The sequence below is a fragment of the Epilithonimonas mollis genome (assembly GCF_900142325.1).
Lineage (GTDB): Bacteria > Bacteroidota > Bacteroidia > Flavobacteriales > Weeksellaceae > Epilithonimonas > Epilithonimonas mollis.
On sequence record NZ_FRAM01000001.1, the window covers coordinates 942,777 to 956,134 of the forward strand.

The window sequence follows — 13,358 nt, forward strand, 5'->3', positions numbered from 1 at the left end:
TTATTATAATAAAAGCCTCGAAATTCGAGGCTTTGTTGTTTTTATATTTTTAATAATTTTTTATTCTTTAATAATTTTTTTAGCAACCATTCCGGTTTTTGTTTTTACAATAATCATATAAACACCAGTGGGGAATGCACCAAAATTGATTTTCTGAGATTTATCCTGATTAGTTTTTTCAAAAATCAATTTTCCATTCATATCAAAAACTGCAATTCTTTCCGCTTCGTTCTGAAAATTGACATTCACAATATCTTTAGTTTTAGCAGGGAATATTTTGATACCGTCATTGGAATTTTCATTGGAAGCCAGCGTTATTTTTTTGGTGCCGGTTGCAACCAGTGCAAAACTCTGAGACGCAGCATTGCCATCCTGATCGACAAGTGAATTTTTATTGGTTACTTCTATCCTGTAAATACCTTCTGCAACAGGGTTATCAACCACGATCTGCTCCACATTATCAACAGTATTATCGCCTTTTGCTGCATTGGCATTAGGATCCGAAATGTCAAGTTTCCAAGGATAATAAGTTGTTCCCGAGCTAATTTCCACAACTCTCAGATCGAGATCATTCACCAATCTGGAAGTATGATTCTGCTGAAGATCAATATCTGTAGTAAAATAATCGATTGCAGGATCAACCCAGGAAATACTGACTTTCAGCGGCTCGTTTCCTTTCGCTTTTATTTCTTTGGTATATTTAACTCCAGATTGCAGATCATTTTTATAAAAATAGGCATCTTCATTTATTTTATTTACCAGAACCTGAGCTGCTTTTTTAGCATCTACCAAACCCCAGCCATACCAAACATCCGGGCCAGGTCTTCCCGCTTCATTCGCTGTATGGGTCAGTAAAGCTTTCATTTCATCAGCTCTGAAAATAAAATTATTATTACCGGAAATACTTCTTTCAATCTGTGTGATCGCTCCGGCAACAGCACTTACAATCGGTGCAGCATAAGACGTCCCGAAATTCACGGCATAGTTGCTGGTATTCGGCTGGGAAGTAATATAATTTGCCATAATCATATCTACGCCTACTGCAGCAAGATCGGGTTTCACAGCACCATCTTTTCTTGGTCCCGCGCTACTGAAACTGCCTTTAACAACATCACTTGCCTGGGTATATTTCTGATTGGCAGTTGTCAGTTGGTTGACGGCGCCGACTGTAATTATATTTTTCGCCAATGATCCAAAATACACGCAGTTGTTCATCTGGCTGCAATTTGCAGGAGGCACATCATCATTTGGTCCAAAAAGATCCCACGCCTCTGTTGTTGTGTTGTAACGGTATTTTACAGAATTTGCATCCGGTCCGACACCATAATAATTTCCGGTTGATTTCACAATGATCTGTTCTGGACGGGCATATACAATTTTATCAAAATTATAATCCTGTTCGCCATACGCACCCGCATAGGTATCCTGATGGTTCAGGTCATAATTACCATACCAGTAGTAAGTATTTGTAGAGTTCGGTTTGCTCCAACCGGAATTAATCCCATAGGAATGATTGGAAATATTGAGATTAGGCAATGCAGCAAGCTTTTCGTACTGATTTCCGATTGGTAAAGTCTTGGCAAACATATAATTATCAACTTTTGCGGCAGGAAGTACGCCTTTTGATCTGGATTTCTGATAGGTATTTCCACTCTGATTAAAAGTTCCCGACGCCAAGCCGTTACCGATCAGAACGCTGTTTACATTTGTCGTATGAAAACTTACAGACAGCGATTGCAGAGATGTATCCTCCTTGTTCGCAGCTCTTGTCGTTGCAAACTGTTCATGATTTGCCATTACCAGCCCGGAATCAAAAGTTGTTATTGTTATTCCTGATCCTGTAACTGGCGATGCGATCCCGGAAACTGTTCCGTTTTGCAGTTCATCTATATTGGAACTGGCATTGGCGCCAGTATCTTCCGTACTGTAAAATAAAGGAATTCTTCCGGCAAAGCCTGCGAGGTTACGCTTCAGGCTGTCCGCTGCTTTTGATGAATATCTGCCGGCATTATTTTGAAAATAGGCATCCAGTTTCTTTTCATTTTCAAGACGCTGTTTAGTAAACTCATTTTTAAGTTTAAGATCCTGAGCATTAGAAAAATAAAATGAAAATAAAAGGCCTGCACTGAATAAAATTCTTTTCATTGAATCGTTTTTGCAAAGATAATCATTAATGAATCAAGAAGTTATTTTTTAATAATTTTTAATTCCAAGATAAATTGCATTGACTTTTTTCGTGTCTTTCAAAACTGTAACTTTACACAAATTTCTTATGTAGATGTATTTAGTTTTCGATACAGAAACCACCGGTTTACCAAAAAATTTCAACGCTCCGATTTCAGACTCAGACAACTGGCCAAGAATGGTTCAGATTGCCTGGCAACTGCATGATGACAATGGAAATCTGATAGAAAATCAAGATTACATCATCAAGCCGGAAGGTTATGATATTCCTTTCAATGCTTCTAGAATCCATGGGATTACTACAAAAATAGCCAATGAAGAAGGACGAGATCTTCAGGACATTCTGGAAGAATTTTCACAGGTTCTGGCAAAAGTTAGAGTTGTTTCCGGTCACAATGTAGAATTCGACTACAACATCGTTGGTGCCGAATTTTATCGGAAAAACATCACTGACAATCTTCAGGAAAAGCCAAAAGCCGACACAATGATTCTGGGAACAGATTATTGCAAACTGGAAGGCGGACGAGGCGGGAAATATAAGTCCCCTAAGCTGGAAGAACTTTACGAAAAACTATACGGACACAAATTTGATGAAGCGCACAATGCAGCGGCTGACGTTAACGCAACCGCCCAGGTTTTTTTCGAAATGATGAGAATCGGCATAATTCCTTCAGATATTCTAAAAATTCCTGAATCGAAACTAAAGGAATATCAATTAGCCAATCCCAATCCGATAAAACCTTTCGGAATCGTTATCAGAAGACAGGTTGCAAGCTTCAACAACAAGAAAAAGCAAACTGATTTTGGAAGTGTGGACGAAATCGATCTGGGAAAATATTTCCATTTTGACAACCACAGTGTTTTTTCGACCTTGACTGCAACTACCAATATCAATGACCTTATTTTAAAAGCTAAAGAAGATAATTTCCCGGCCGTCGGCATGGTAGATTTGGGAAATATGATGGGCGCTTTTAAGTTTGTGTCTGCTGTAGAAAGTGCCAATTCTGACATCAGCAAAAAACATAAGGAATATCTCACCAGAAAACAGGAATCAGAAGAAAAAGGCGAAACTCTAAACGAAGAAGAGCCCAACTCAAATCTTTTAATACCAATCGTTGGCTGCGAATTTTACATCTCCGAAAGATATGAGCAAAAACAGTTTACCAAAGATGACCCGGACAGAAGAACACAGGTGGTATTGCTGGCAAAAGATTTTAACGGTTACAAAAACTTAGTCAAATTATCGAGCATTGGTTTTCAGAAAGGATTTTATTTTGGTGTTCCCAGAATCAGCCGAGAATTGATCTCACAATACAAAGAAGGCTTAATTGCACTTACATCAGGCATCAATGGTGACATCCCAAGCACAATCCTAAATATCGGGGAACAGCGTGGTGAGGAATTATTCCAATGGTGGAAGAACACATTTGGTGATGATTTTTATGTTCAGATCCAGAATCATAAACTGCCGGAAGAAGAACACCTGAATGAGGTTTTACTTCAATTCTCAGATAAATACAATGTTAAAATCCTGGCTCAGAATGAGACTTTTTATACTAATAAAAGCGATGCCAATATTCAGGATATTTTGAGCTGCATCAAAGACGGCGAAAAATTGTCAACTCCGATCGGAAAAGGGTTTGGAAAAAGAAAAGGCCTGACAACGGATGAATATTATATCAAGAATTCTGATGAATTAAAGGAAACTTTCCTGGCTTATCCTGATGCTTTTGAAGCTTATGAAGAATTTTTAGTGAAGTTCAAGCCTTACACATTGAAGCGTGATGTTTTACTGCCGAAATTTGATATTCCTCAGGAGTTCATCAATCCGGAAGATGATATAGATGGCGGAAAACGTGGCGAGATGGCTTATCTGACGCATCTGACTTATGCTGGTGCAGAAAAACGCTATCCGGAGATCACAGATGAGATCAGGGAAAGACTTGATTTTGAGCTGGATGTAATCGCCAACACTGGTTATCCCGGTTACTTTTTGATTGTTCAGGATTTTTGTAATGAAGCCAGAAATATGGGTGTCTGGGTTGGTCCGGGAAGAGGTTCTGCTGCAGGCTCTGCGGTCGCCTATTGTATCGGAATCACCAATGTTGATCCGATTAAATATGATCTGCTTTTTGAGAGATTCCTGAATCCGGAAAGGGTTTCGATGCCTGATATCGATATCGATTTTGATGACGAAGGCCGCGATAAAATCATAAAATGGGTGGTGGACAAATATGGTCAGGATCAAGTGGCACAGATTATAACTTATTCCGTTCTTGGCGGAAAATCAGCCATTAAAGATGCAGGAAGAGTCCTGGATGTTTCAATACCTGAGACGAATATGATTGCGAAACTAATTCCACCAAGTCCGGGAATGAACATCGGAAAAGCTTTGACCAAATACGACAAGCTGAAGCCAGAAGACCAACAGTTGGTGGATGAAATGAAAGCAATTCTCGGTAATCCGAACGACTCAAGGTTTTCTGTGCTGGAAAGTGCCAAGAAAATGGAAGGCTGTATCCGGAATACCGGAATCCATGCCTGTGGTGTGATCATCACGCCGGAACCCGTCAGCAATCTGGTTCCGATTACAATTGCGGCGAAAGATGCAGATATTCTTGTGTCCCAGTTCGATAACTCGGTGGCGGAAAGTGCCGGTTTATTAAAAATGGACTTTTTGGGACTGAGAACTTTAACGATTATTAAAGATGCAGTTAAGCTTGTCAAAGAACGACACGGAATCAACATTGATCCGGATGCAATTCCGCTGGATGACACCAAAACTTATCAGTTATTCAAAGAAGGAAGAACAATCGGGATCTTCCAATATGAAAGTCCGGGCATGCAAAAGTATATGCGTGAACTGAAACCGACAGTTTTTGCAGATTTGATTGCAATGAATGCCTTGTATCGACCTGGCCCAATTAAATATATCCCGAATTTCATCAACAGAAAACACGGCACCGAGGAAATCATTTATGATTTGCCTGAAACCCAGGAATACCTGGAGGAAACTTACGGAATCACGGTTTACCAGGAACAGGTTATGCTTCTGTCTCAGAAATTGGCCAATTTTACAAAAGGTGAAGCCGATACGCTGAGAAAAGCAATGGGTAAAAAGCAGATTGATGTTCTGAATAAAATGTACCCGAAATTCATAGAAGGCGGACGAAAAAACAATCTCAATGAAGAACGGCTCGAAAAAATCTGGAACGACTGGAAAGCTTTTGCAGAATACGCCTTCAACAAGTCGCACTCAACCTGTTATGCGTGGATCGCATATCAAACCGCTTATTTGAAAGCCAATTATCCTGCAGAATATATGGCAAGCGTAATGAGTAATAATATCAACAACACGGCCTCCATCACTATGTTCATGGAAGATTGCAAGGCGATTGGCGTGGATGTACTGGGTCCGGATGTGAATGAATCTCAATACAAATTCTCTGTAAATGACAAAGGCCAGATCCGTTTCGGATTGGGAGCTATCAAAGGAATTGGAGAAGGTCCGAGTGAGGCGATTACAAGAGAACGTCAAAATGGAAGATTTAAAAATATTTATGATTTCTTTGAAAGAATTCCGTCTTCTCAAGCCAATAAAAGAGTGGCGGAAAGTTTGGTGATTGCCGGTGCGTTTGACGAACTCGACTCTTATCATCGTGGACAGTATTTTGATATCGATTCATCCGGAAGAACCAATCTGGAAAGGCTTTTGCGATACGGTCAAAGTTTTCAGGAAAGTAAAAATGAAATGGAAAATTCACTTTTTGCAGATTTTGCAGAAGAAGTCCAGATCGAACAACCAAAACTTTTGCCATGTGCAGAATGGCCGAATATGCATAAGCTGAACCGTGAAAAAGAAATCATCGGATTCTATCTTTCTGCGCATCCGCTCGATGAATTTAAATATCAGTTTCAGTTTATGCAAGGGGTACTTTCTAAAAAAGCAGTTCTGGAAGAGAAAAAAGAAGAAATCGTATTGGAAGAGGTAGTACCGATTCTGGAAGCAGATAGTATTCCGGACGATGAGATTCCTGAAATTATTGTGTCTGATGAAATCGGTCTGGAAGATGAAATCATAGAAGAAATAACGGTGAAAGCCGAGCCAAAAGGCAATTTCAACTTTCTGAATCTGGATGAAGTAGAGGCATTTAAAGATATTGCATTCCCCAATAAATCGCCTGAATTATTTGAGGAAAAGAAAAGCTGGAAGGATCGTCAGAACGAAAAAGATAATACTAAAGAATACACTGTTGCCGGGCTGATCACAGAATATCGTGTGGCAGACGGTTTTAGAAGTGGCGAAAAAGTAGCTTTTGTTATGCTGGAAGATTACACAGGCTCTTATTCTTTCCGTTTGGGCGACCGGGATTATATGCGGTTGAAGGACAAGCTGGAAGTACAGCGTTTTGTCATTATGAAAATCAAATTTTCTCAAGGCAAAGACGGGCGTGTTTTTGTAAACGTGAATGATGTTCTGGAGCTGAAAGAAGCTTTTGACAGATTTGCAAAAAGTCTTTCGATCGTCGTTCCGCTAGAATCATTGAGGAAAAATGATATAGAATTCTTCCGGGAAAAACTGATTCAGAATCAGGGTGAGCAAAAATTAAACTTTTTTATAAAAAATCCCGATGACCAGTCTGTTTTGGAAGTTGTATCGATGCAGCATCATATCAACATCAACGAAAATCTGCTGGAAGTCATCCATCAGATTAATAATTATGAGGTTTTTTTGAATTAAAGTATTAATTATAATAATATAAAATTTTTACATAATCCAACTAGATATTCCTAGTTGGATTTATTATTTATAAAAATAAAATAATATTATTAAATAAATAAATAATTTTGCATTTATATATAAAATAATTAATATTTTTTGTAATTAATTAAATTAATGTAATTATATTTGACTTAAAATTATAAATTAAATAATTATGAAAAAAAAGTTATTTTTAAGTCTCTTGACTCTAGGAACATTGGCTAAAGCACAATTTTCGGAAAATTTTGATGCCAGCACAAGCACACCCGCAGGCTGGACAGTTATTAATGGCGGAGGCACATCCACCTTCATTTTCGATGCCGGAGCACCAGGGTCTGTTCTGTCAGCACCAAATGCAGCTCAGATCAATTATGATGCAACTGCGCATGACGACTATTTAGTAACTCCTGCCATTACTGTAACCGCAGGAGTTAATGACAGGTTAACATTTTTTGTTAAAAACCAAGACCCTGCTTATGTAGAAAATTATGATGTGAAAATTTCTACTACTACCGCAACCGCTGCAGCTTTCACAACTTTCATTAAAGCGAACGCACCTGCTCCAAATGCATGGACACAAGTTATCCTTGATCTCACGCCTTATCTTGGACAAACCATTTACGTTGGATTCCATGCTACCTCTACAGACAAGTTCCGACTGCTGTTTGACAATGTGGTTAGTGACAGCGCTCCAACTATAGCCCCAGATTGCCCCGGCCTGGCATCTCCAGCTGACAATGCCACAAACATTGACAATAACGCAACCACACTAATCTGGACAGCCCCAACTACAGGAGGATCGGTATCTTACTACGAATTATACATGGATACAAACACTACTCCATCAACTAAGATTGGTAATTACGTAAATCCAACCGCAGCATTTGGCACCGCTACTAATAATCCTATTTTAGCCGGAACCAAATATTATTGGAGAGTTGTTGCCGTTAACTCAGCGGGAAATTCTACTGGATGTAGTACAGTTTACAATTTTACCACTAAAGCAAACCCTTTATCTCCTTATTGCAATGGCAGTTTAACCTTCAGTGGTGGAATAGAACCAATTACTTCTGTTGTTTTTTCCGATATGACCAACTCATCTGCAGCCACCTCTACAGCCTCACATGAAGACTATACTACAAAAGTTGCAACAGTAGAACAAAGTAAAACATACTCAATTACCTTGCAAGGAAATACAACAGGAACATATTATGATAGATTTATTGTATTTATAGATTGGAATAAAGATGGTGATTTTGCAGATGCAGGCGAAACTCTTTTTGGAACTAACGCTACGATGCTACAACTATATAACTCAACAGGAATCGACGGAAAAACAGTAACAGCAAACATAACCATTCCAGCAACAGCTACATTAGGAAATACTAGAATGAGAATAAAGAAAAACTATATCTCCGCAAGCAATGCAAACTCCACAACACATTATCTGAGTCCTTGTTTTTCCAGTGGAACAACAGCCGCCGCTACAACCGGAACCTCAGGATACGGACAAGCAGAAGACTACACACTTAACATTGTATCGCCAACAATGTCAGCATCAGAGATCAATAAAAACAAGGTATATATCTACCCAAATCCTTTCAGAGAAATTCTAAACATTTCTGACATAAAACATGTTAAGTCTATTTCCATAAATGACGCATCAGGAAGAGAAGTTAAATCTCTCGCTCCATCTGCGGAACTTAATCTTTCCAGCTTAAAAGCAGGATTATATATAGTAAACCTTAAAATGGAAGATGGAAGCACTAAAACTTTCAAGACAATAAAAAAATAATTAAAAAACAGCAATTGAAAACCCACTTTACAAGTGGGTTTTTCTTTTTTAAAGAAGACAACAAATTATTTAATATACCCAAATACATAAATATCCTTATTATAATTATAAAAATAATATCATTTTATTAAAAATAATTATTACATTTGTTTGAATGTTAAACAAAATAAATAATTATGAAAAAACTTTTACTTCCTTTAATTGTTGGATTAGGATTTAGCTCCTTTTCTAATGCACAACACACAGTTTTCCATGACAATTTTGACAGCTACGCCAATTTCGCAATCTCTACGGTTGGTAGTTGGACACTGACAGACGTTGATGCTAAAACAACTTATGGATTCAACGGTATTCAATTCCCTAACACCGGAGTTGCAAAGTCATTTCAGGTATTCAATTCCACAGCTACCACTCCAGCAATGACGCCTTCATCAACATCAGATTGGAGCGCAAAATCCGGAGCTAAAACAATGGTATCTTTCGGAGCAACATCTACTCCGTGGTCTAATGACTGGATGATTACACCTCAGATTCAATTAGCATCTGACGGAGGAACCCTCAGCTTCTGGGCAAAATCCTGTGATGCGCAATATGGCGCAGAAAAATTCAGAGTATACGTCTCAACATCCGGAACTGCCGTGGCAAACTTCACTCCTTTGGCAGCAGTCACAACCACTCCTTCGGATGCAACCTGGTATGAATACACTTATAATCTAAGTGCTTACGCAGGACAACAGGTATACCTTGCTATTCAGTGTACTTCTGATGATCAGTTCGGTTTTGCTGTAGATGATTTCAAGGTTACCTCTACAACTAACCGTACAACAGTTCCGGACTGTGCATCGCTAAGCTTACCAGCCAATGCCGCAACAAATGTTTCCGCCGCATCAACTGTTTTTACATGGACATCCTCTTCAGGCGCAGAGTCATATGATTTCTATATGGACACAAATCCTAATCCCACTACGTTTGTTGCAAATGTAATAGGAACAGGATACTCAAATACAACTACTCTGGCAGCCAACACAACCTATTATTGGAAAGCGGTTCCTAAGAACGCCAACGGATCAGCAGCCGGCTGCGCAGTCTTTTCATTCACAACGGGGTCTCTTCTTCCTGGATGCGCAATCAATATGACACCCGCCGATACTGCTACAGGTGTCGTTTATGGCCCGACAGCTTTATCGTGGGCAGCACCAAACAGCGGATTACCACAAACAGGTTATGATCTGTATTTTGGCACAAACCCTGCATCTCTGACACTTTTAGCATCTCCTTCTGCAACAGCTACAACCTACAGTGTAACAACAACAGTTGCTGAAACAACATATTATTGGAAATTAGTTCCGAAAAATGCAAACGGCTCAGCACAAGGCTGCGCTACTTACTCTTTCACTACAAGAAGCAATCCTGTCGCTCCTTACTGTGGACCGGTAACTTATTCTTCACCAGAGCCAATTACCTATGTTAACTTTAAATACAATACAGCCAATACATCTTCCGCAGTTGTAGCAGGCACTCCCTCTCACGAAGCGTTTTTAAGCAAAGAATTTAAAGTTGAACAGGGAGGCACTACAGAAATCAGTGTTAACTCTAATACAACGAGTACATCTTTAAGACATTATTATACTGTATTTATAGATTGGAACAACGACGGTGATTTTGCAGATGCAGGTGAAAGCTACTATACAACTTCAGATAATTATTTCTTCAATCCTGGAAGCTTAGGCGTTAACACTGCTAATATTGTAACCAAAAACTTAGTTGTACCTTCAACCGCTCCATTAGGAAAAGTACGTATGAGAATAAAAGCTGTTTATGGCGGAAATCCTCCTTCTTCAAACGCTACAACCAACATGCAGAATCCATGCGCAAACACAGGAGGAACATCACATTGGGGACAAGCAGAAGACTATACAATAGAAGTTGTACCGCTAGGAAGCTTAGCAGTATCTGATATCAAAAAAGCAAACATTGCGGTTTACCCTAATCCTTTTGTAGATGTTGTAAATATTTCGGATGTGAAAAACGTTAAATCAATCTCGATTGTTGACATGGCCGGAAGACAAGTTAAAACACTATCCCCTTCGTCAGAAATTAATCTTTCCGAATTGAAATCCGGAATGTATATCATAAACCTGAATATGACAGATGGAAATACAAAAGCTATTAAGGCTATAAAAAAATAAGTTAAAATTTCAGAATAAAAACCCACTCTATAAACGAGTGGGTTTTTTTTTAAAATTACATACTTTATAAATAAATTATGATTTTTATAAATATTAAATATTATAAATCACAATTTATTCAAAATAATTATTAGATTTGTGAAGTGTTAAACAATAAATAATTATGAAGAAATTTTTACTATCGTGCTTTTTAGCACTAGGTATTGGCGCCAGCGCACAATACAATTATTTAGGAAACTTCGAAGAGACTGATGTATCCATTTATGGACAATTCGGTACCGGAACTATTACTGCCGCTGCTGCATGTAGCGGAGGATTTGGCGGACAGATTTCACCTACTGCAGCTGTTCCTCAGACTGGATGGATGCTGATGCTGGACGAACTGGAAGTTGCGCAACCTACCCAAACCAACAACAGCCAAGCTGCTACTGTTTCAATAAAGTACAAAAAAGCAAGTGGCCCTGTTGGAACATTGTATCTCACCCTGTTTCAATATGATGAAGTTGAAGATATATGGAACATAACACCTATCGCCGCAGGCGTTTCGTTAACAAGTGCAGCAATAACAACCTGCTCAACTGTTACAGGTACAATTCCTGCCGGCGTATTGGAAGCTGGAAAGGTATATGCTGTAGGGGCATTTTACGTTAGATCATCAGGAACCGGAAACATCTACATGGATGATATTTCCATTGTACAGGATGTAGTTACTACTGCTCCAAACTGTACAACAATTACCGCTCCTGCAAATAATTCTACTATAGGGTCAGGTATGGCTAATATTGTTTGGGCTGCTGCTCCAACGGCAACAAGTTATAAACTGACAGTCGGAACCACAGCTGGCGGTTCTGATGTATACAATGGCGTTATCACAGGAGGTGTTACAAACCATTATGTTCCTGTAGCTAAAAATTCTGTTTATTATGCAAAGGTAGTACCTTCAAATACTAACGGAGATGCTACTGGATGTACAGGCATTATGTTCAACACAGATAATACAGTGGCTTATTGTACTCCTACATCAACAACTGTTGACGAAAAATTCAGCAAAGTTGTAGTTGCAGACATCAATCAGACAACATCCTCAACAGCAGCTTATGTGGATAATACAGGAGTTACAGGTCATGTAATCGCTGGAAAAACATACCCAATTACAGTAACTATGGGTACAGGATATACAGGTGATATTGTAGCGGTATGGATTGATGCTAATCAAAATGGAGCATTCGAAGATGGCGAAAGAACGATATTAACATATAGCAACTCTACAAAACAGGCAACCGGAAATATCGCAGTTCCTTCCGGAGCATTGATAGGAAATACCAGAATGAGAATAAGAGTTGACTACCAGGCAACACCGATTCCTTGTGGCGGACAAGCATCAGGATATGGACAAGCTTGGGATTTCACAGTTAACATAGCTGCGCTTGCACTACCTAGCTGTACTACGATTACAGCTCCTGCAGATCTGGCAACAGGAGTATCTGCTCCTTCTGCAACACTTACCTGGAACGCAGACACTATGGCAGACAGTTATAAAGTATATGTAGGAACCACAGCTGGCGGAACAAATGTTGTCAATGGTACTGTTGCTACAACTACAAGTTTTGCTTTAACTAACCTTAGCAAAAATACTACCTACTATGCAAAAGTTGTCCCTACAAACACTCTGGGTGATGCTACAGGTTGTTCGGAAATATCTTTTACAACTGGAACCAGCTGGACTTATTGTACAGCAACTCACGGTACAGTGAATGCTGATAGAATCTCTAATGTTAACTTTGGAGGAATCAACAACCCAAGTTCAGCAACAACAGTAACTGGCGGTTACGAAGATTTCACCAGCGTTACAGGCAACGTAGAAGCTAACGGAACCTACACAATGACCGTAGCTATCGCAAGTGGTAACGCAAACGACAGAGTAGGAGTCTGGGTAGATTCAAACAACAATGGTACTTTTGAAACAACGGAATACACAGTATTGACTACTAGTGGTACTACAAGCGCAAGCGGAAACATTGCTATTCCTTCAAATGCGGTTATAGGAAACACTCGTATGAGAGTTAGATTACAAAGATCTACATCTGGCCCTGGTGCAGCAAATGCTTGCGGAAACTTAACCGGTCAGGGAAGAACACAGGATTACACAGTGAACATTGTACCAGAAGGTACCCTTGCAGCATCAGATATCAACAAAGCTAATGTAGCAATCTATCCTAACCCATTCAAAGATGTACTTAGAATCTCTGATGTGAAAGGTGTGAAATCCATTTCAGTAAATGATATGTCTGGAAGACAAGTTAAAACTCTTGCACCATCTGCAGAAATTAACTTATCAAGTCTGAAAGAAGGATTATATATCGTTAATCTTCAAATGGAAGACGGAAGCATAAAATCCTTCAAAGCAATTAAAAAATAATCCCAGATT

The 13,358-nt window shown here is 39.1% G+C and carries 5 protein-coding genes; 4 read left to right on the forward strand and 1 reads right to left on the reverse strand.

Features of this window, described 5'->3' with window-relative positions:
- Positions 1-60: 60 nt before the first annotated feature.
- Complete coding sequence (locus tag BUA97_RS04145) at positions 61-2,145, reverse strand: S8 family peptidase (protein WP_072996583.1); 2,085 nt, start codon at positions 2,143-2,145, stop codon at positions 61-63.
- A 133-nt stretch (positions 2,146-2,278) separates the two neighbouring features.
- Here BUA97_RS04145 and dnaE point away from each other — a divergent pair, with 133 nt between their 5' ends.
- The 4 genes from dnaE (at position 2,279) to BUA97_RS04165 (ending at position 13,349) form a co-directional block, all read left to right on the forward strand.
- Positions 2,279-6,925: a DNA polymerase III subunit alpha gene (gene dnaE / locus BUA97_RS04150; protein ID WP_072996584.1), complete on the forward strand. Its 4,647-nt coding sequence runs from the start codon at positions 2,279-2,281 to the stop codon at positions 6,923-6,925.
- A 196-nt stretch (positions 6,926-7,121) separates the two neighbouring features.
- The gene (locus BUA97_RS04155; RefSeq protein WP_072996585.1) at positions 7,122-8,741 is read left to right on the forward strand and encodes a T9SS-dependent choice-of-anchor J family protein; all 1,620 of its coding nucleotides are present in this window, start codon (positions 7,122-7,124) and stop codon (positions 8,739-8,741) included.
- 176 nt (positions 8,742-8,917) lie between these two features.
- Positions 8,918-10,930, forward strand: a complete 2,013-nt coding sequence (locus BUA97_RS04160) for a T9SS-dependent choice-of-anchor J family protein (RefSeq protein WP_072996586.1) — start codon at positions 8,918-8,920, stop codon at positions 10,928-10,930.
- A 163-nt stretch (positions 10,931-11,093) separates the two neighbouring features.
- The gene (locus BUA97_RS04165) at positions 11,094-13,349 is read left to right on the forward strand and encodes a GEVED domain-containing protein (protein ID WP_072996587.1); all 2,256 of its coding nucleotides are present in this window, start codon (positions 11,094-11,096) and stop codon (positions 13,347-13,349) included.
- Positions 13,350-13,358: the final 9 nt, after the last annotated feature.

Bases quoted from the DNA above. Each gene is read 5' to 3' on its own strand.
- BUA97_RS04145 (WP_072996583.1), bottom strand. From the start codon at position 2,145: ATGAAAAGAATTTTATTCAGTGCAGGCCTTTTATTTTCATTTTATTTT.
- dnaE (WP_072996584.1), top strand. From the start codon at position 2,279: ATGTATTTAGTTTTCGATACAGAAACCACCGGTTTACCAAAAAATTTC.
- BUA97_RS04155 (WP_072996585.1), top strand. From the start codon at position 7,122: ATGAAAAAAAAGTTATTTTTAAGTCTCTTGACTCTAGGAACATTGGCT.
- BUA97_RS04160 (WP_072996586.1), top strand. From the start codon at position 8,918: ATGAAAAAACTTTTACTTCCTTTAATTGTTGGATTAGGATTTAGCTCC.
- BUA97_RS04165 (WP_072996587.1), top strand. From the start codon at position 11,094: ATGAAGAAATTTTTACTATCGTGCTTTTTAGCACTAGGTATTGGCGCC.